The organism is Streptomyces sp. NPDC051286 (assembly GCF_044455345.1).
Lineage (GTDB): Bacteria > Actinomycetota > Actinomycetes > Streptomycetales > Streptomycetaceae > Streptomyces.
In genome coordinates this window covers 17,902-36,354 of the sequence record NZ_JBITER010000029.1, presented here as the reverse complement: position 1 = coordinate 36,354, position 18,453 = coordinate 17,902, and the positions used below count along the sequence as shown (strand labels likewise).

Here is an 18,453-nt window from a genome sequence, read left to right as displayed (position 1 = left end):
TCGCCCCAGAACGGAGGTACGACCCATGGGAGTCTGCGACTTCCCGCTGATGGACAAGGTGTGCGGCGCCGTCGACTTCGCCACCAACCCCGCCGGCACCGTCACCGACGGCCTCGGCGCATGGATCGCGAAGTCGGCGGGCGAGCTGGCGTCCAGCGCAGCCGACCTGGCCGCCAAGGCCGTCAACAAGACCACGGCCATCGACCTCAACGCTGGGTGGTTCCGGGACAACTACGAGCTGCTCCTGCCCATCGGTCTCGCCCTGACCGTCGGCATCTTCTGCATCCAGCTCATGACCGCGGCCTGGCGACGAGACGAACGCGCCCTCGCCAAGGCTGCGTTCGGCACCATGACCGGTGTCCTGTTCAGCTTCTCCGCCATCGCCTTCACCACCGTCGCCATCACCGTGGTCGACGCGTTGTCCGACGGACTGTTCAAAGCGGCCAACACCTCGATCGACGACGCGATCCGCCGCGTGATCAAGGTCGACCAGATGGGGGCCATGTACGGCCTCGGCTGGGGCGTCCCCGCACTGGTCGCCTTCGGGTGCGCGATCGGCGCGTTCCTCTACTGGGGCGTGATGGTCGCCCGCAAGGTCGGCGTCCTGATCATGGTCGCGCTCGCGGTGTTCGCCGGGGCCGGCGGCGGCTGGGAGGTCGCCAAGCGGTGGCGGCGCGGCTGGATCGAAGCCACCGGCACCCTGATCGTCTCCAAGCTGTTGATGACCGTCGTCTTCCTCATCGGTGTCTCCGCCATGGGCAAGAGCGATGCCAGCGACGGAATGGCGGCCCTGTCTGACGCGATGGCCGGCATCGTCGTGATGGTCCTGGTGCTGCTCTGCCCTTACGCGACGTACAAGTTCGTCCACTGGGCCAGCGACGGCGGCGGCCACGACGACATGCACCGCACCGGCGTCGCCGGCATGGCGGTCGCCGCCGGAGCGGCGAAGACCGCGGGCAGCCTCGCGCTGCGGGCTGGCACCGGCACCCCCGCACCGCAGGGTCCGAACCAAGTCCCCGGTGCAGGGACCGATGGCGTCGCCTCCGGCATCAACCCCTCCGGCGGCAACCTCAGCAAGGAGGGCATCGACGCTGGCCCGCCCATGCAGCAGACCCGCTTCCGGTACGGCGAAGACCCGAACGCGACCGGCGACAAGGGCCGTGCCCTGATCCAGCGCCCGGGAATACCGCCGCTGATCACGCGTCCCGGCGAGGACGAACCGGAAGGGTCCGAAGTGACTGTCCAAGGCGTTGCGGGCGGCTCCGGTCACCTCGCAGGCGCATCAGCTCCGACAGGCGACATGACCTCCATGCCGCCTGTCGGTCCCGCGCCTTCGGCCTCCGGAACTCCGGCGTCTGCGTCCGGACCGTCGGCCGCCGGCTCTCCGACGCCGACCAACTGGGTGTATCCCACCCAGCCGCCGTCGGGTTCCTGACCCACCCACCTCCCCGGGGGCGGGCCGCACTCCACGGCCCGCCCCCACCTCCCCCGACCAGCAGGAAGGTTTCGTCATGACGTCCAGAAGAGCGCCGCGCACCCCGTCCTCCGCCCGCTCCCACCGTCTGGAACCACCATGTCCGGCAAGCACCAGTCCTCCACGCCCACCGTGAAGTTCCCCCACCGCAGCAGGCGCGGCGTCCTGCTCGGCCTGACCGTCCCGCAGTTGGTCGTTGCCGGGCTTACCGGCCTTCTCCTTCTCGCTGTGATCCTCGCCCGCGGCGTGGTCGGCGCTCTCCAGCTCATCCCGCTGTGGGCGGTCATCGCCCTGCTCGTCTTCGTCCGACACCGGGGCCGTGCCCTGGCGGACTGGGCCCCCATCGTCACCCGATACGCGCTGCGCCGGATGCGCGGCCAGCTCATCTGGCTCACCCGGCCCTCCCGCCGACCCACCCGCGAGGGACTGCTCCACCTTCCCGGCACCGCCGCCAGCCTGCGCGTGGCCACCGCTCCCGACGGCAAGTACGGCGCGGTCCACAACCCTCACACCGGCACGCTGACCGCAGTGGTCAAGGTCTCCTCCCGCGCCTACGCACTGCTCGACCCGGGCACCCAGCAGGCCAACGTGGGCGGCTGGGGACGCGCACTGGCAGCCCTCGCCCGCACCGGGCAGATCGCCCGCATCCAGGTGATCGAGCGCACCATCCCCGACTCCGGCGACGCGCTTCGCCGCTACTGGGAAGAGCACGGCCGACCCGACACCCCGATGGCTGGCACGATCTACAACGAGCTGATCCAGAGCGCGGGCCCGGCAGCCGCCCCGCACGAGGCGTACGTCGCGGTGTCCCTGGACACCAAAGCCGCTCGGCGCCTGATCAACCAGGCCGGTGGCGGCCTGACCGGTGCCTTCAGCGTCCTGGCCCAGCTCACCTCTACCTTCGACCAGGCCGCGCGGACCGCCGGACTCACACCGACCGGCTGGCTCAGCGCCCGCGAGATCGCCGCCGTGGTGCGTACCGCCTACGACCCGAAGGCGCTGGCGACGCTGGATCGTTGGTCCACCGCTGGCCGACCTGAGGCCGAGCCCGCCGCCGCCGGACCCGTCGTGGTCGTCGAGAAGGCGGACCACATCGCGACCGACTCCGCCGTGCACGCCACCTACTGGGTGGAGAACTGGCCGAGGACGGAGACGTCGGCCGGCTTCCTGCATCAGCTCCTGTTTACCGGCGGGGTCCGGCGCACACTGTCGCTCTCCTACGAGCCGAAGAACCTCGACGCCGCTCTGCGCGACGTGCAGCGGAAGAAGTCCAGCGTGATCGCCGACGCTGCCGAGCGGGCCCGTCGCGGCCAGGTCGACTCCGAGGCGGACTCGATCGAGTACCAGGACATCAAATCCCGCGAGCGCCAGCTCATCGCCGGGCACGCGGACGTCGCCCTGACCGGGCTGCTGACCGTCTCGGCCGACACCGAGGACGAGCTGCGCAGCGCCTGCGCGGTGGTGGAGACCGCCGCCGTCGGCGCCCAGCTCGACCTCCGTCCCCTGACCTGGCAGCAGGCCGAGGCGTTCACCGCCGCCGCCCTGCCGCTCGCGCTCGCCGCCTGATCTTCGCCTTCGAAAGAGCGCCCTCATGTCCCGCACCGCCAGCCCAACCGCGCAGGACTTCGTGCCCTTCGCCACTGCCGCGCTCGACTTCCACCGCGCACTCAACGTCCCGGGCGGCCCGCTGGTCATCACCCGCGCCGAGCTGGACGCCCTGCACGCCCACCTCGTCTCGCTGTACGGGCTGCTCGATGCCCACGCCGGTCGCACCGGGCAGCTCGTCGCGGTCGAGGGCGACCAGCTCCGCACCGCCCGCACCCGCATCTGGCAGGCCGCCGAGCACCTCCACGCCGCCTACCACGCGGCGCCCCGGCCGGACTCCGGCGAGATCCCCGAACCCGAGGCGTGCCAGGCCGGCCTCCCAGAAGGAGCGCCGGAACTGACCATCTGCCAGCGCCACCAGCGCACCGCGCACCTCGTGCGGCGGCACACCACCCCGGCCGACCTGCACGCCCCGTTCACCGGCCTCGTCCGCCACTGACCCGCACCCCTGTCTGGAGAAACGTTCATGCCCCGTACCCGCGCCAGCGCCTCCCCCCTGTTCGTACCCCGCAAGACGTCGCGGGCCGAGCAGCGGGCCGCCCGAGCCGGTTTCGCCGAGGCCCGCCGCAAGGCCCGCCTCGCCGGAACACCGCCCAAGCACCGCGCCGAGAAAACCCTTGACCCGGAACTGCGGCACACCTACCCGCTAGCCGGTCGTCCCGGCCCGGCCTCGGCCCGCGGCGGCAAGCTCGACCTGCCCGCCCACCGGATGACCACAGCCACAGCCAGCGGCGCCTACCCCTTCGTGGCCGAGGGCGGCCTGGGGGCCGAGGGGGTGTTCATCGGCCGCGATCTGCACGCGGAAGCGGCCTTCTGCTTCGACCCGTTCTCGCTGTACAACAGCGGCCGGATCGAGGGCTTCACGAACCCGAACGCGGTCCTGGCCGGGATCATCGGCATGGGCAAGTCAGCGCTGGCGAAGTCGATCGCCACCCGGTCGATCGCCCACGGCTACCGGATCTATATCCCCTGTGATCCCAAGGGCGAGTGGACCGGCGTCTCGCAGGCCCTCGGCGGATACAGCATCGCCCTGGGCCCGGGGCTCCCGGGCAGGTTGAACCCCTTGGACTCCCCGGCCCGACCGGCCTCCGTCAGCGAGGAGGACTGGTTCACGGAAGTTCGCAAGCGCCGTCTGCTGCTGCTGGCTGGCCTCGCCCGCACCGTGCTGAAGCGCGATCTGCTGCCGATGGAGCACACCGCCCTGGACCTGGCCCTGGACCTGGTCGTCGCTGACGCCACCGCCCGTGGCACGGTGCCGCTGCTCGGCGAGATCGCGCACGTCCTCGGCTCCCCCGAACGCCTCGACCAGGCCCTCGGCCACCAGGCCGGGCACCTCGGCTCGGCCGCACAGGACCTCGCCCACGCCCTGCGACGTCTCGTGCATGGTGACTTGAGCGGCATGTTCGACGCCCCGTCAACGGTGTCGTTCGATCCGACCACGCCGATGCTGTCCATCGATCTCTCCCGTCTCGGCGGCTCCGGCGACGACACGGCGTTGGTGCTCGCGATGACGTGCGCGAGCGCGTGGATGGAATCCGCACTCGCCGATCCTGACGGCGGCCGACGCTGGGTGATCTACGACGAAGCCTGGCGGATCATGCGCCACGTCGGCCTGCTGGAGCGCATGCAGTCGCAGTGGAAACTCAGCCGAGGGCTCGGCATCGCGAACCTGATGGTGATCCACAGGTTGTCGGACCTGCTCTCGGCGGGCGACGCCGGCTCGCGTGGCCGAGTCCTAGCCGAGGGCCTTCTGACCGACTGCAGCACTCGAATCATCTACCGCCAGGAGCCCGACCAGCTCACCGCTGCCGCGTCCCTGCTCGGCCTGACCGGCGTGGAGACGCAGGCGGTGTCCGCTCTGACCAAGGGCCGGGGCCTGTGGAAGGTCGCTGGCCGCTCCTTCATCACCCAGCACATCCTGCACCCGGCCGAGCGGGAGCTGTTCGACACCGACGCCCGCATGGCGGCCTAGACCAACGACCGGCACAGCAACAAGGATTGATCATGTCTGCTTCTTCTACTCCTCCGGCCTCCAGTGACAACCTGCCGCCGGAGGCCACCGACCCCCTGGCCTGGCGGCGACACCTCCCGGCACTGGCCTCGGCCGCCGCCGGCATCAATGAAGCGTCCGACGCCTGGGACGCGGTCTCGGACTCCCTCTGCGACGCGGACGGCTGGCCGCTGGACGACGAGGTCTACGGGGACGGCAAGGTCAAGCGTGACGCCGAGGCGTGGAAGCACGCCGAAGTGTTCCTCGACCACGGCCCCGAGGTGCTGGCCGGGGTCCGTGCCGCCGCCAACGGCCCCGACTACGTCGAGGGACCGATCAGTGACAACCTCCGCCGACTGCGCGGGCTCGACACCACCCTGCTCCGGGCGGAGGAGCTTCGACATGAGTGGGACCAGGTCATGGCTCTCATGGACGGCTCGCAGCCGGGCTCGCTTCAGCTCTACCAGGAGCGCGCGGAGGAGCACCGTAACAGCGAAGGCTGGCACTACGCGCACGAACTGTCGTACCAGGGCGCTGCGTTGGCGCGTGTCGGCGAATACCTTGCTCACCGGGCGGACGCCGAACTGCCGGCGCAGACCGAACGGGCGCGCGTCGCCCTGACCCGGTCCACTCATAACACCCCTGCTGTGTCGCCTGCTTCGCCCCAGGTCCCCCCGGCATCGCGTCCGCCGACTCCCGGTCGCTCGCGGTGATCCCTAGCACGCAGTCACGGCAGCACCAAACCGCCCGATCACCGGATCCTCATGGACCACCGCGCTCCTTCAAGTTCCACACTCCCGGCGGTTCACGCCGTCCGGCGGGGCGTTCGGCAACGGAGAACTCCATGCACCACGAAATCCCGCCCCAGCCCGCCGAGTCCGATCCGCGCAAACTTCAGGCCGCCCTCTGTTCCGCGCTCGGGCAGCGCGGCCTGGAGTGCACCGTCGAGTACGGCCTCAGCGACTACATCGTCCGCGCCGAGCTTCCCGACGGTAGTTCGCTGATCATCTCGCCCCCGCAGGAGCCGCCCTCCGAGCACCCCGAGTCCCCGGAAAGCTGGATGGTCACCCGCCACCGGTCCGCCGTGCCTGCCGTCTACGAGGTGGTCTACGACTCCGAGCCAGACGGTCCGCATGCGCGCCACGGCGGCAGCGTGCCGGATCTCCTCTCCGTTGTCGACGCCCGCCTGGACCAGCTTGGCGTACCACCACGCCAGGTGCAGGAACGATCCGGCAAGGAGCGGGCCGTCAACGTGCTCCCGCCAGACTCCGCTCCATCCCGGGCGAGTGTCGCTCTCGCCCCTTCGCCGTCGGTCGGCCAGCACGTGCTCCCGACCGGTCCGCCGACGGAGTCTTCCGCGCTGGCCGCACCGTCGCCTGCTCGTCCCTCATCCGCCCCCCGGCTCTGATCGACCGCGATCCAGGAGTCCTCCGTGAACCGCACCCCCAGAACTGATCCGCCCGTCGCCCGCACCTGTAACCGCACCCGCCTCGGATGGATCTGCCATGCCCAGCCACTACGACGTGCTGCCCGACCTGGCCTTCGGCCACCACCCCGTCCACGGCATCGTCGCCGCGAACCCGAAGAACCTCGCGGCCAGCACCTGGATGCTCAAGGCATTCGACTTCCATCCCGTCCCCGACCAGCCGACGTTGTACGCGCTGGCCGACCAGAGCCGTGACGGACACGGCCGTACGAGCCGGGCCATCGAGCTGCTACGCAAGGCCGGCTACCAGGTCGATGTGGACGCAGCACTTGACCCTTCGCTGGCGCCCGTCACGGCACAGGTACGCGACCGCGGTCCGCTTGGTGAACCAGACGTCGCCTTCGCCGATCACCCGCAGCTCGGCATCGTCGCAGCCCTCGACGACCGTGTCTCCGGCCTCAGCGGGCTCGTGCTGGTGGAGGACGGCTGGCGGCACGACTCGAGCCTGGACATCTACACGCTCCCCGCGACCACCGATCGCGTCGAGGCGCTGGGGAAAGTCGCCGACGCCACGGTGGCCCTGCACCGTTCGGGGCTCCAGGTCGCAGTGCAGCCCCGCCTCGCTCAAGAGGTGACGGCTCGGCCCCGCCCTGCTGACACGCCGGCCGCCGGCCGTGAGCGCGGTCATGGTCCCGCTCGCGCGTCTCCGTTGAGCGCCGCCGCGCTCGCCGCCAGCCCGGCCCGTGCCGGTATCCCGGGCAGGGCGCCGGTCCCCGCCTCCGCCTTCACCACAGCGGCGGTTCGGCCGGTTGACCCCCGCATCGCGTACTCCCGCGACCGCTGATCCAACTCCTCAAGGAGGCCCTTCCACGGCCGTGAAGACGATCTGGCCTATCGACCACACCTGCGGTCACCATGCCGACCGCGACTTGTCCGACCGACCGGCCGACCGCCGCGCAGGCTTCGCCGAGTGGCTCGCCAGGCAGGAGTGCACGGACTGCTGGCGCGCCTCGAACGAGGGCGACGAGCAGGACAAGGCCGCCTGGCTCAAGGCGAAGCGCGCCGAGGAGCAGACCGCGTCCGAAGCCTGGTCCGGGCAGTACCGGATGCCTCCCCTGGAGGGGACCGAGCGGGCCGTTCCCTGGGGCGTGCGCTGTCGTCACCAGATCCTGACCAACGCCTACACCGCACTGGTCACCGAAGGCACGACCAGCGAAGCGGAGTGGGCGGAGATCGAGGAGAGCGCTCGTACGGTGACCCGCGCCGGGTGGTGGATAGACCAGAGGTCGTCCGAGCCCGAGGACCTCGCCGAACTGCTCCGAGCCGCCACCGGGGCCGACCGACCGACAGAGAATCCCTTCTTCTGACCTACCGGGTGCCCTGCTGCGGCGGGGTACCCGGCTGATCGCCACCGTGCGGCCTCTACCAGCGATCTCGGCCGGACCAAAACCCGGATTTGCCGGACGCTCTGCCCACTGGCCCAACTCCAACGGGTCCTTCGCTCCCTCTGCCCCGGAGACTTCCGTGCCTACCTCGATCACCATCACGTCCGAGTTCAGCGGCAGCGTCGTTGCCAAGGGCGCTACCGATGACCTCTCCGCGCAGCTCCTCCGCCACGCCGGTTTCAAGCAGATCGACGACTGGCACGGCCGACGCCATCGCCTGCCCACCACCACTCCGCTCGCCGACCGGGTCGCCATCGCCACCCATGCGGCCGAGATGCTTCGAGCTGCTCGATATGACGTCACCCTTCCGCCCTCTCTCGACACGGCCCGGATGAGTCCGCCGGTGCATGCGCTCGGGCCCTACACCGCCGGAGCCGAGCTTCTCAGCATCACGGACCAGATCCGTGCGGCCGAAGACGGGGCCAGCCTTCAGCGGGCAGTTGACCACCTCCTTCACCCCGAGCACGGTGCTCTGGAGCGTGTCCGGGAGGCGCTGGAAGCGGCGGGAGAACAGGTCAACGACTTGGACGACGAAGCGTATGCGCTCGCTAACCGGTTCGGCTTCGCCTCGGAGTTCGTCAGCTCGGCCCAGTCTGAACTTGTCGACTCCGAGGCCGAACTACGCCGCGTCGGCACCGCTTCGACGAGTTACTCCGCATCACGGACCGTCCGTGATCACCGTGGTGCCGCTCTGGCCACTTCTCCCGCGGCGAACCAGGCCAAGGTCTCCTCGGCGTCCAGTTCCCAGACGGTGCCTGTCACTACGACGGGGCACCTGCCGCGCGCCTCAACCCCCCGACGGTGACCCCGGCCGCTCTCTTCGCCGTCGGCCACCAGTACGTCGCGCGCCACTGCTCGACTCACCCGTCCAGGATCACTCACCCGAAGAGGCAAACGTGCCCGAGTATTACTCCAGCATCGGCGAGGCCGTCGGTGCGGCCATGCAGCACAACATCCGGCTCGCCCACCACAGCGCGGCACCGGGCTCCGACAAGCCGCTGCAGGTCAGGCACCTGCCCAGCGCTTCCACCGATCCGTACTCGGTCCGCGGGATGATCTCTCGCCTCCACGAGGACGCCTCGCCCGATGAAGTGGCGGGCATCATCGAGGAGGTCAACGGCGCACTGGTCGGGGCTCTGCCCGAGCTGACCGAACTCGTCGCCGCTGCCGCCGACTGGACTCGCGCCCGTCTCGACTTCGACGACCCGCATCACAATCCGACTTTCGAGACGTGGACGCGACTGGCCGCCGCGTACGGAATGCTCCAGGACGTCCGCGAGCAGTTGGAAGCCGCCGAGGACGGTCTCGCTGCCTGTCCCGCAGAGCGCACGGACCCCCGGCACCACCAGATGGTCAACGTCCTGCGCAGCCGGGAGTTGCTCGACGATGCCCTCGGTGCCGAGGCTGCTCCTGCGCCGTGCGCTGCCCGGAACTTCGATTCAGGCCGGCAGCGGGCCGCCCGCGCCTCCTCGCCGAGCGCCGGAACATCGCCGTCAACTGGCAGTCCGCCGGCCCCCGCAGCACCTCCCCCCGCGCCTCGTCCTGCCGGCCGACCCCGCTGAAACGTTCCGCTTCAGACGTCCAGGAGTACCCCCATGAGCCGCAAGAGAGCCGAGCGCGCCCCACCCCCGCCCGCTCGCACACCAAAGGAACCGCCGTGCCTTCCCCGCGCACCAGCGCGCCCTCGACCACCACCGGGTCAGACGCGCTCCTCTACCTCCTGTTCGGCATCCTCGGCGCCGTCATGGCCTTCGGCTCCCTGGCCTGGCTGACCGGAAATCTCACCAATACCTTTGTCGGGAGCGGGACATGGGCCCCCTTCCGCGTAACGGACGCGCTGCTGCACCCAGAGGTGCTGTGGCCGACCTTGAGCACCAGCATGCTGATGGTCGGTGCCCGCGTCGTCCCCGGCTTGTTCACCGTGGCCCTGATCGTCACCGCTGCCGTGCTGTGGATGCGCTGGCGTGCCGGATCCAAGTCCGGCCTCGCCCGCAAGGCGGACCTGGCGCCACTGCTGGACAAGGAGATCGTCGCCAAGGCGAAGAGCCTCCGCCCGAGCCTGGGCGACCGGGAGAGTAAAAGAGGTCCTGCCCGCTGACCGCGGCATCTTGCTCGGCACCCTCGATCCCGGTCGTGCGGAGGTCCGCGCGTCCTGGGAGGACGTGATCGTCGCGATCATGGCCCCGCGTTCCGGCAAGACGTCCGGGCTGGCGATCCCCGCGATCCTCTCGGCACCGGGCCCGGTCCTACTCACCAGTAACAAAGCCGCGAACGATGCCTTCACCACCACGGTGGACGCCCGAGCCGAGGTCGGCACGATCTGGACCCTCGACCCGCAGCAGATCGCCCATCACCCGCGCGAGATGTGGTGGGACATCCTCGCTGACGCCCGCGATCTCGCCGGGGCGAAGAGGTTGGCGGGGCACTTCGTGACCGCGAGCGTGGACGAGTCCAGCGGCTCCGACTTCTGGTCCACCGCCGCGAGCAACACCCTCGGTGCCCTCTTCCTCGCCGCCGCGTCCCACCGGCGGCCGATCACCGACGTCCTGGCCTGGCTCGCGATGCCGGCCGACCGCACCCCGGTGGACCTGCTCACCGACGCCGGCCACCATGCGGTCGCCGCCCAGCTCCAGGGCACCGTTTCCGGAGCGACCGAAACCCGCGATGGCATCTTTGAGACGGCGAGGCAGTATGCGAGCTGCCTGCTCGACCCGGACGTCGCCGCCTGGGTCACGCCGAACGAGGACCTCCCCGAGTTCCAGCCGTTCGCCTTCGCCACGTCCCGCGACACCCTGTACCTGCTGAGCAAGGACGGCGGCGGCAGTGCGTCCGCGATCATCGCGGCAGCGGCCGACGCTGTGATGCGCGCGGCCGTGATCGTCGCCGAGCGCTCCGGCGGGCGACTCGACCCGCCCGCCCTGTGCGTCCTCGACGAGGCGGCGAACGTGTGCCGCATCAGCGACCTCCCCGACCTGTACTCGCACCTGGGCAGCCGGGGCGTCATCCCGATGACGATCCTGCAGTCCTACCGTCAGGGCCAGCGGTGCTGGGGCGAGGCCGGTATGGACGCTCTGTACTCCGCCGCCACCATCAAGATCATCGGTTCGGGCATCGACGACGCTGACTTCGCCGACCGGCTCAGCCGTCAGGTGGGCGACCACGACGTCCAGACCACCTCGGTGTCGACGAGCGAGGGCGGCAAGTCCACTTCGGTGAGCATGCGCACCGAGCGGATCCTGCCGCCGGACGCCATCCGCGCCCTGCCCAAGGGCAAGGTGCTGCTGCTGGCCACCGGCATCCGGGTCGCCATGCTCAACCTCAAGCCCTGGTACAAGGAGCCCTCCGCCAAGGTAATCGGCCCGGCTTCCGCTCGCGCCACGAAGGCGATCACCGAGCGTGCCCTCGCGAAGAGCATCGGCCAGGACGATCTTGGACTGTCGGCATGAGCGCGCCCACTCCACAGCAGGGGCGGTTGGCCCACGCTCCGGTCGTTCTGCGCGGTGGCCGGTGGTGGCTTGACGGCGGGGCTGGCTCGGTCCCCGCCTCCGATCCTGCCTTCACCGCCGTCCTTGATGACTTCGCGCTGTCGATGGCCGCTGCTGACCGGGCAGTCGCCAACCTCCATATCCGGCAGGACGAGGCGCTCTCCGTTGATCCCGGCGGCTGGCGGTGAACCCGCTGATGAGTGCCGAGCAGGCGGTCCTCGGCGCCGCACTCCTCGACCCCGAGCAGCTCACGCACCTGGAGTGGCTCGCTGCGGACCACTTCTATCGGCCCGTCCACCAGGCTTTGTTCGACGCCCTCCGCAAGCTGCGCAACGACGGGCATCCCGCGCTCTCGGCCGATGGTCCGTTGCCGCTGTCATGGGTGACCGACGCGGTCGGGGAGGCCGGACAGCACGTGCGCGGGCTGACCGCGGCGTACGCCCACACCCTGATCCAGGCGTGTCCCCGAACCGAGCACGCCCCGGTGTACGGCCGCATGGTGCTGGAGGGGGCGATTCACCGCACCGTCGCCCAGCACGCGATCCGTCTCCACCAGGCGGCTCGGGCCGACGCCGTCCAGGGCGAGGTCGAGGGAGCGTTGCGTACGGCGGACGTCCTGACCGGCGTACTCACCGACCTTGCGCGACGCTGGGGAACCGATCCTCGACCGGTCCCACCCACCGCTGGGCCCTCTGCCGCCACGGACATCCCGCCTCCGGCACAGAGCGGCCAGGTCGCCGAGGACGAGCGGTTCCTCCTAGCCGTCCTCGCCGAACAGCCGGGGGCCATGGGCGAGGTGGTGGCCTGGCTGCGGCCGGGAGATTTCGCCGACCCGACCCACGGGCAGCTCTACCGGTGCCTGGGCGCGCTGCACCACCGGGGCGAACCCATCGACCGGATCACCCTGCTCTGGGAGGCCCAGCGACGCGGTCTGTTGGCCGACGGCACTGTGTCGAGCGAGCAGCTGACCGCCGTCTGCGAAGGCATGGTCCCCGGCAGCGCTGACTGGTTCGGGCAGCGGGTGATGCGCTCCTCCGTCACCCGCACCGCCGCCGCCTCCGCGCGAGCCATCCGGACCCTGGCCCAGGACGAGGTTCTGGGGCCCGGTCGGCTGATCAACCACGCCCTGCACGCGCTCGGTCCGCTCGACGAGGTACGTGCCCGCTGGGCCACCGCGAACAGCAGTCCGGCTCCGAAGGCCCCGGCATCGGCTCCGCCGGCGGGCGAGCCGCCGCCCGACCGAGTGAAGGCCGCCCGCGCCCGCAGCACACCCCGCCCAGGCGCGTCACCCCCAGCCCCGGCCAGCCGTCTCCCCACGCTGTCAGCAAGCCGACCACCCTCGCGCGGTCACCCGTGAGACCCCGTCCCCACCAGCCCTCTTCTGCCCCTGGAATTCGCCTTGATCTACCCCATCTCCGACCCACGCGTCACGGACCCGAGCCTCGACGCCCTGTTGCGCTCTCCGTTGATCGGGTCTCTCTGCTCGGGGTACGGCGGCCTCGACCTGGGCGTGCAAGCCGCCCTCGGCGGCACGCTGGCCTGGCACGCCGAGGTCGACCCGAACGCCTCACGCATCCTGGCCCGCCACTGGCCCAGCGTCCCGAACCTGGGCGACATCACCGCCGTCGACTGGACCACCGTCCCCCGGGTGTGCGTCCTGACGGCCGGCTTCCCCTGTCAAAGACGTCTCGGTCGCCGGCCGCCGGGCCGGACTCAACGCCCAGACCCGCTCCGGGCTCTGGCTGCACGTCGCCCGTGCGGTCGATGCCCTCCGACCCTGCCTGGTTGTGATCGAGAATGTGCGCGGCCTCCTCACCTCCCCCGCCGGTTCCCCTGGCGACGTGGAACTCTGCCCGTGGTGTCTGGGAGACACCACAGGTCAGCCTGCTCTGCGGGCACTCGGTGCCGTACTCGGATCCCTGGCCGACCTCGGGTACGACGCGAAGTGGCTCGTGCTTCGCGCCTCCGACGTCGGGGCCCCGCACCGCCGCGAGCGGACCTTCCTCGCCGCATGGCCCGCCGGGCACCCTGCTGAAGACGCCGACCAGCAACATCGGGAAGAACGGCGGGTCGCAGCATCCGTCGAAGCGGAAGAGCGGGGGGCACGGTCCGAACCTGGCCGACGAGGTCGAGTGGCTGCTGCTGCCGACCCCGAAGGCGTCGGACGGAATCAAGGGTTCACCGAACCAGCGGCACGGCAATGGCGACATGACCCTGCCCAGTGCCGCGGCGTCTCTGTTGCCGACGCCGAGGGCCAGCGACTCGGGCACCCCGGGCCGCCGCCCCGGGAAGGGATGGCGGCCTCCCTTGTCGGCGGTGGTCCTGCCCCTCTGGGCGGAGGAGACGCCGGAGGCGGGGGCGCGGACCGGCGATGGGGAGCGTACGGATCCGCCATCACCCGATGGGAGAGGCTCACCCGTCCTGCCCCGGCTCCCACGGACGCGGCCGGTCGGCTCCGCGCGGACTTCGTGGAGTGGATGCAGGGCCTCGACGCCGGCTGGGTCACCGCGACTCCAGGGCTCGGCCGTCCAGCGCAGCTCACCGCGCTCGGCAACGGCGTCGTCCCACAACAGTCTGCGCGTGCCTTGCAGTTGCTGGCCCCACCCTTTCCCCGCTGTCCCCGCTGCGCCGACCGATAGCGCTCCCCTACCGCGTTCTTCCGGCCGGACCAAACCGCTGATTCTCCGGATCCTCTCGGGCATGTCGCCGTCTCACAGATGGAGCACACCCCCATGGCCGACACCAGCCCGACCTCCCCCGGCCCCGAGCCGTACCGCGTCCCCGACGCAGACCTTGACGACCTCGCAAGCACCCTCGCCAAGACCATGGCCGAGGTCAGGCAGCACGGCGTCATCCTCGACCGCCTCGGCTCCGAGCCCGAATCCGTCGCCATCCAGCCGCCGGACGGCACTCCGGAAGCCGAGGCGGCTGACGGCAAGAAGGCCGACGGCCCCGCCTCGGTGTTCATCCCCGCCCTGGGCGGCAAGGAGTATGCCGTCGAACTCGCTGCACTCAGCGACTGGGTGAACTACCTCTTCCTGCCGGTGTACGGCCGGGAGATCAGCACGAGCCGTCCCTGGTGCGCGCACTGGCACGAACACCCCGAGGCCGTCGCCCGGCTCCACGCACTCTGGCTCGCCTGGCAGCAGTTCACCGACACGGAGGCCGGCCTGTCCGGCCCGTCGACCTGGCACCGCGACCACCTGGACCAGACCCTGGCGCACCTGCGTGCACCCGACGGACCCTTCGCGGCCTGCACGACCAGCGCAACTCGCCCCAATCACCGGGTGCTGGCCACCCCGGCGCCCGAGCAGTCGGGGGTGGCGGCGTGAACGACATCCTCGACTTCGACCTCGACGATCTCTCGCCGGTCGACGACGACTCCGAGGAGGCGATGGAGGCCCTCTGGTCTGGCGACTTGACGGTGCTGTCCCAACACCACACCAAGCCCAACGGTTCGCACAGCTTCGTCCTCGCCCACGACCGATCGGTCACCTGGGGGGTACCCGGCGAGCCACAGCTCGTTGCGATCGCGGTCGCTCGGGATCTGCGGCATTCCACGTTCACGTTCGAGACGAGTCACCACGCCACGGCGTCCTTCGCCCAGAACTGGCTGGCAGAACGCGGCTGCCCGCTCGAACGGATCGCACTGCGCGGTGGTGACTACATCGAGCCCGCCGACGACCTCACCGTCCAGGTGGAACAGCAGATCCAGAAGTCGGGCACCCGCTACGAGGTCATCGACACCTACACCTCCGACGACAATCCCAGCGAGGCGTGGACACTCGTCAACGACTCCCAGGCCACCCAGGCACCGGTTCGCCTCTTCTACGAGGAGTGGAACCACGATGCCGGCACGTACACGATGCGCGAGGGCGCCTTCCCCGACGTCGGCGTCGCCCAGACCTGGCTGGACGAGCGCAGCGAACCGCTGCCCGAGCCTCCGGAGTACAGCGACCACAACGGTGCTGTCGTCCGGGCCCGCATCGCCCTCTCCCGGTCCGCCGGTACCTCTCCGACACCGCAGACCGGGCTCGACGCGCCCCGCGCGACGGCGGCGGTACCGGTTCAGCGCGCGGTCCAGGGGAGGCTGCTGTGAGCCGCGCCCGCTTCGCCTTCGCCGCGCACCCTGACGCCATCGCCGACCTGCGGGAACTCCCCGGTGGGATACGCGATTTGGCCTTGCTGGAGCTGCAGAACCTGGTCCACGGAAGCGACGACTGCTTGCCGTTGAAGGGCCGTCTCGCCGGCTTCCACAAGGTGTACGTCGACCCGGAGGTCGCTTACCGGCTGGTCATCCAGTTCCGCCAGGCCCCACCGACCTCGACTCACAAGCGCGAGATCTACCTCGTAGCCGCTGGCAGCCGGAAGGACTACGCGGTCTACCGCGCGGCCCACCTGCGGACCGGCACCCAGCAAGAGGTCGGCCCGGACTCCGCCACGGAGGCCCGCGTGCAGGCCGCCCGGTCTCGTTCGACGCTCACCGCCGAACGTCCGACAGCGGGCCACGCGACTGCCCCGTCAACAGCGCCGCCCTCGGCCACTGCCCCCCGAAAGGCCGCCCAGCGATGACCAACGACCGTACTGCGCTGACCCGTTCAGAGCTGGCGGATCTCCTCACCGAGGCCGCTCAGATCGTCGGCGGCATCCCTGCCGCCGAGTACCCGACGGCTGCCGCCCGCTCCTACCTGCATCCCGTCTTGGGTCCGCTGGCCGCTGGGCCCCGCGTGATCACCGGGCTGAACGACCGGTTCGAGGGCTTCGTGGCCGCCGAGCCACGCTCCGCTGGTTCGGCGGGCCTGTTCGCTCTGGCCTCCTACGCCTCCGCGCTGGGGTGGCTCACCGAGTCGTTCGTCGAGCTGACCTCCTCGGTCGACGAGATCTGTACCCGCGTGGGCATCCCTACGGAGCCTTGCGCCCCGATCGTCGCCGCATCCGGCGGAACCGAGCGGGACGACGAGTTCGACTTCGCTTTCAGCGCGCTTGAGTTGGAGGCGGTCCGCAACGCAGCCGAGGCCGCCGGCCTCGCACCGGACGACTACGTCGAGGTTCTCTCCCAGTCGCTGCTCGCCGCCGCCCGGATCACCGACGCCTGCATGGAGATCTCCAGCGGTCTGCTCGATGACGCCGATCTCCTCCGCGAAGCGAGCGACCGCCCTCGGCTCGGCGACGACCCCGGGAGCCTGCCCGCTCTGGTCCGCTCCCTGCTCGCCCGGATGGAGGCGACGGAGTGAACCCGTACGACGCAGACACACACCCTGGGCCTTGTCTCGTCGTCGAAGTGCTCGGTGTCGGGGATGTCAGCGTGCCCGCCCTCGCGCATGGTCCGGGAGAGCCGCTGCACCAGGCCGCTACGCGCGTCATCGAAGCCACAGCGGCGTTGGACGAGCGACACGAGAGCGTGCTCGACGCGGTCCAGCGGGCTCAGCGGCTGCTCGAAGGCATCGGTCGCGGTGAAGTCGGCCGTGCCCAGGTGTCGTACGCGCTGCTGCGGACCGCACTCCCCGAACTCGGAGACGTTCTGGCGCAGCAAGACCGGGCGTACAGCCAGCTCGTCGAGTCCCTGTCCGCCTACCGGAGGCTTCTGTCCTCGCCTGAGCCTGCTCAACGCGCGACCAACAAGAGCTACGGGCAGAAGACGAGGCCCGACCGGGACGACGACTGGGCCGTCGCCGGGGAGCGCGGGCTGGTAGCCCTCGAAGCCGTCGCGGCCGGAGGCGTTCGCTTTCGTCGCAACGCGATCGGCGAGGACCCGTTCATCTCGCGGGAGAAGGCCCAGCGGCAGGACCCGGCGGTCTTCCCGCAGACCGTGCAGCGGCTGGTCGCCGACGGGCTGCTGCATCAGGACACCACCGAGAACGTGTATCGGCCCGGCCAGCTCCTCTCGCTCACTTCGCAGGGGGAAGTCGCCCTGCGTGATGGTCGCGCGACGACCTCACGGGTGTCCGCCGCCCTCGGCCGCACCACCACGCAGACCAAGTCAGGCGCGCTCGCCGACTCGGCCGCCGTGCCCGTCGCCAGTACCTCCCTCGCAGCCCCCCGCTCACGCTGACCTCATCCCGATAAGGACCCCACCATGCCTACCCCCGGCCTGCCTCCCACTTTCTCCATCGCTTCCATTGACGCCCAGCGCGTCGAGGAGGCTTTCGCCCGGATCGGGCCCAAGTGGACCACTTGGACCGCGATGACCCTGGCCCAGGTGAACGGCCCCATGCGCGTCCGCGATGTTGCTGCCCAGCTCCCCTTCGTCAGCGAGCAGTTCGTCGGCAAACGGCTGGCCACGATGCACGCTGACGGACTGGTGATCCGCGATGACGACCGGCGGGGCTCGCCGTACCGACTCAGCGCGCTCGGCACGTCTCTGGCCCCCGTCCTCCGCACGGTGTCGGACTGGTCCCGCACCCACCTGACACCGGAGCCGATGGCCGAAGCCGAGCGTGTCGAGGACGCGCTGCGCCGCTTGCATCTTCGGCACTCGACTGCCGTGATTCAGGCCCTCGAATCGGCTGACGGCCAGATGCGATTCGTTCACATCGCCGAGGCGGCGCGCCTGGACAACGGCCTCGCACGGCAGCGACTTGTCCGGCTTCAGGCCGATGGCCTGGTCACGCGGACGGGTTCCCGGCACGGAGACCCTTACGTGCTCACCGATGCCGGCCAGGCGTTGGGGGCCGTCTACGCGAGTGTCGAGCACTGGAGCCAGCCCTTCGTGCTGCGAAGTGAAACAGCGCCAGCGGCAGCAACGCGCACCCACGTCGGTATTCCGCTGGGGGCGGGGGCCGACAGCGCCCGGACCGCGGCGGCCCTACGGCGTAGCGCCGCCGCGTCCAACGTCATGTTCAGCCACGCGCCTCAGCCGGAACCGCGGGTGCCGGCGGCCGTGACCGCTCGGTCGGCACCGGGCCGGGGCCGGTGATGGGAGTGAGAACTAGAGGCCACTCGCCGCCGCCACGGCATCCGCGTGCGCTCCAGCGGCTCCCGCCGCTGCTCACGCGGATCCGTTCTCCTCCTTCGCTTCCGGAGACTCG

At 70.6% G+C, this 18,453-nt stretch carries 19 protein-coding genes and 2 pseudogenes; all 21 read left to right on the top strand.

Annotation, left to right across the window (positions count from 1 at the left end; all coding sequences use genetic code 11):
• The first annotated feature begins 25 nt into the window (after nucleotides 1–25).
• The 21 genes and pseudogenes from ACIBB8_RS25990 (at nucleotide 26) to ACIBB8_RS25890 (ending at nucleotide 18,341) form a co-directional block, all read left to right on the top strand.
• Nucleotides 26–1,435: an ATP-binding protein gene (locus ACIBB8_RS25990; RefSeq protein ID WP_398955982.1), complete on the top strand. Its 1,410-nt coding sequence runs from the start codon at nucleotides 26–28 to the stop codon at nucleotides 1,433–1,435.
• Nucleotides 1,436–1,573: 138 nt separating this feature from the next.
• Complete coding sequence (locus ACIBB8_RS25985) at nucleotides 1,574–3,040, top strand: SCO6880 family protein (RefSeq protein WP_398955980.1); 1,467 nt, start codon at nucleotides 1,574–1,576, stop codon at nucleotides 3,038–3,040.
• 25 nt (nucleotides 3,041–3,065) lie between these two features.
• The gene (locus ACIBB8_RS25980) at nucleotides 3,066–3,518 is read left to right on the top strand and encodes a DUF6238 family protein (protein ID WP_398955978.1); all 453 of its coding nucleotides are present in this window, start codon (nucleotides 3,066–3,068) and stop codon (nucleotides 3,516–3,518) included.
• Nucleotides 3,519–3,545: 27 nt separating this feature from the next.
• Complete coding sequence (locus tag ACIBB8_RS25975; RefSeq protein ID WP_398955976.1) at nucleotides 3,546–5,051, top strand: ATP-binding protein; 1,506 nt, start codon at nucleotides 3,546–3,548, stop codon at nucleotides 5,049–5,051.
• Nucleotides 5,052–5,146: 95 nt separating this feature from the next.
• A complete protein-coding gene (locus tag ACIBB8_RS25970; RefSeq protein WP_398956048.1) occupies nucleotides 5,147–5,782 on the top strand; it encodes a hypothetical protein in 636 nt (211 codons plus the stop codon).
• A 131-nt stretch (nucleotides 5,783–5,913) separates the two neighbouring features.
• Nucleotides 5,914–6,477, top strand: coding sequence for a hypothetical protein (locus ACIBB8_RS25965; protein WP_398955974.1), 564 nt, complete (start codon nucleotides 5,914–5,916; stop codon nucleotides 6,475–6,477).
• Between the two features lie 97 nt (nucleotides 6,478–6,574).
• Nucleotides 6,575–7,339 (top strand): hypothetical protein, encoded by a 765-nt coding sequence (locus ACIBB8_RS25960; protein WP_398955972.1) that lies wholly within the window; start codon nucleotides 6,575–6,577, stop codon nucleotides 7,337–7,339.
• A 31-nt stretch (nucleotides 7,340–7,370) separates the two neighbouring features.
• Entirely contained in the window at nucleotides 7,371–7,862 is a 492-nt protein-coding gene (locus ACIBB8_RS25955; RefSeq protein ID WP_398955970.1) for a hypothetical protein, read from the top strand.
• Between the two features lie 157 nt (nucleotides 7,863–8,019).
• On the top strand, nucleotides 8,020–8,745 hold the full coding sequence (locus tag ACIBB8_RS25950) for a hypothetical protein (RefSeq protein WP_398955969.1): 726 nt from the start codon (nucleotides 8,020–8,022) through the stop codon (nucleotides 8,743–8,745).
• Nucleotides 8,746–8,836: 91 nt separating this feature from the next.
• The gene (locus ACIBB8_RS25945; RefSeq protein WP_398955967.1) at nucleotides 8,837–9,502 is read left to right on the top strand and encodes a hypothetical protein; all 666 of its coding nucleotides are present in this window, start codon (nucleotides 8,837–8,839) and stop codon (nucleotides 9,500–9,502) included.
• Nucleotides 9,503–9,597: 95 nt separating this feature from the next.
• Nucleotides 9,598–11,386, top strand: a pseudogene (locus ACIBB8_RS25940) (type IV secretory system conjugative DNA transfer family protein).
• Nucleotides 11,383–11,613 carry a hypothetical protein gene (locus tag ACIBB8_RS25935; protein ID WP_398955965.1) on the top strand — a complete coding sequence of 77 codons (231 nt, stop codon included), beginning with the start codon at nucleotides 11,383–11,385 and terminating at the stop codon, nucleotides 11,611–11,613. The pseudogene ACIBB8_RS25940 and the gene ACIBB8_RS25935 overlap by 4 nt, the downstream one beginning before the upstream one ends.
• Nucleotides 11,610–12,782: a DnaB-like helicase N-terminal domain-containing protein gene (locus ACIBB8_RS25930; RefSeq protein WP_398955963.1), complete on the top strand. Its 1,173-nt coding sequence runs from the start codon at nucleotides 11,610–11,612 to the stop codon at nucleotides 12,780–12,782. Before ACIBB8_RS25935 ends, ACIBB8_RS25930 begins: the two co-directional genes overlap by 4 nt.
• Nucleotides 12,783–12,935: 153 nt before the next feature.
• Nucleotides 12,936–13,046 (top strand): annotated as a pseudogene (locus tag ACIBB8_RS25925) (DNA methyltransferase); the annotation flags it as partial.
• Between the two features lie 121 nt (nucleotides 13,047–13,167).
• The gene (locus tag ACIBB8_RS25920) at nucleotides 13,168–14,064 is read left to right on the top strand and encodes a DNA cytosine methyltransferase (RefSeq protein ID WP_398956045.1); all 897 of its coding nucleotides are present in this window, start codon (nucleotides 13,168–13,170) and stop codon (nucleotides 14,062–14,064) included.
• A gap of 93 nt (nucleotides 14,065–14,157) precedes the next feature.
• Nucleotides 14,158–14,757 (top strand): DUF4913 domain-containing protein, encoded by a 600-nt coding sequence (locus ACIBB8_RS25915; RefSeq protein ID WP_398955961.1) that lies wholly within the window; start codon nucleotides 14,158–14,160, stop codon nucleotides 14,755–14,757.
• Nucleotides 14,754–15,524, top strand: a complete 771-nt coding sequence (locus ACIBB8_RS25910) for a glycosyl hydrolase (protein WP_398955959.1) — start codon at nucleotides 14,754–14,756, stop codon at nucleotides 15,522–15,524. The genes ACIBB8_RS25915 and ACIBB8_RS25910 overlap by 4 nt, the downstream gene beginning before the upstream one ends.
• Entirely contained in the window at nucleotides 15,521–15,997 is a 477-nt protein-coding gene (locus tag ACIBB8_RS25905) for a hypothetical protein (RefSeq protein WP_398955958.1), read from the top strand. The genes ACIBB8_RS25910 and ACIBB8_RS25905 overlap by 4 nt, the downstream gene beginning before the upstream one ends.
• Nucleotides 15,994–16,659: a hypothetical protein gene (locus ACIBB8_RS25900; protein ID WP_398955956.1), complete on the top strand. Its 666-nt coding sequence runs from the start codon at nucleotides 15,994–15,996 to the stop codon at nucleotides 16,657–16,659. Before ACIBB8_RS25905 ends, ACIBB8_RS25900 begins: the two co-directional genes overlap by 4 nt.
• Nucleotides 16,660–16,730: 71 nt before the next feature.
• Nucleotides 16,731–17,477: a large ATP-binding protein gene (locus ACIBB8_RS25895; RefSeq protein ID WP_398955954.1), complete on the top strand. Its 747-nt coding sequence runs from the start codon at nucleotides 16,731–16,733 to the stop codon at nucleotides 17,475–17,477.
• Between the two features lie 24 nt (nucleotides 17,478–17,501).
• Complete coding sequence (locus tag ACIBB8_RS25890; protein WP_398955952.1) at nucleotides 17,502–18,341, top strand: winged helix-turn-helix transcriptional regulator; 840 nt, start codon at nucleotides 17,502–17,504, stop codon at nucleotides 18,339–18,341.
• Nucleotides 18,342–18,453: the final 112 nt, after the last annotated feature.

What these genes read in the sequence shown, in the direction of transcription:
- ACIBB8_RS25990 (WP_398955982.1), top strand. Translation starts at nt 26, where the DNA reads ATGGGAGTCTGCGACTTCCCGCTGATGGACAAGGTGTGCGGCGCCGTC.
- ACIBB8_RS25985 (WP_398955980.1), top strand. Translation starts at nt 1,574, where the DNA reads ATGTCCGGCAAGCACCAGTCCTCCACGCCCACCGTGAAGTTCCCCCAC.
- ACIBB8_RS25980 (WP_398955978.1), top strand. Translation starts at nt 3,066, where the DNA reads ATGTCCCGCACCGCCAGCCCAACCGCGCAGGACTTCGTGCCCTTCGCC.
- ACIBB8_RS25975 (WP_398955976.1), top strand. Translation starts at nt 3,546, where the DNA reads ATGCCCCGTACCCGCGCCAGCGCCTCCCCCCTGTTCGTACCCCGCAAG.
- ACIBB8_RS25965 (WP_398955974.1), top strand. Translation starts at nt 5,914, where the DNA reads ATGCACCACGAAATCCCGCCCCAGCCCGCCGAGTCCGATCCGCGCAAA.
- ACIBB8_RS25960 (WP_398955972.1), top strand. Translation starts at nt 6,575, where the DNA reads ATGCCCAGCCACTACGACGTGCTGCCCGACCTGGCCTTCGGCCACCAC.
- ACIBB8_RS25935 (WP_398955965.1), top strand. Translation starts at nt 11,383, where the DNA reads ATGAGCGCGCCCACTCCACAGCAGGGGCGGTTGGCCCACGCTCCGGTC.
- ACIBB8_RS25915 (WP_398955961.1), top strand. Translation starts at nt 14,158, where the DNA reads ATGGCCGACACCAGCCCGACCTCCCCCGGCCCCGAGCCGTACCGCGTC.
- ACIBB8_RS25900 (WP_398955956.1), top strand. Translation starts at nt 15,994, where the DNA reads ATGACCAACGACCGTACTGCGCTGACCCGTTCAGAGCTGGCGGATCTC.
- ACIBB8_RS25890 (WP_398955952.1), top strand. Translation starts at nt 17,502, where the DNA reads ATGCCTACCCCCGGCCTGCCTCCCACTTTCTCCATCGCTTCCATTGAC.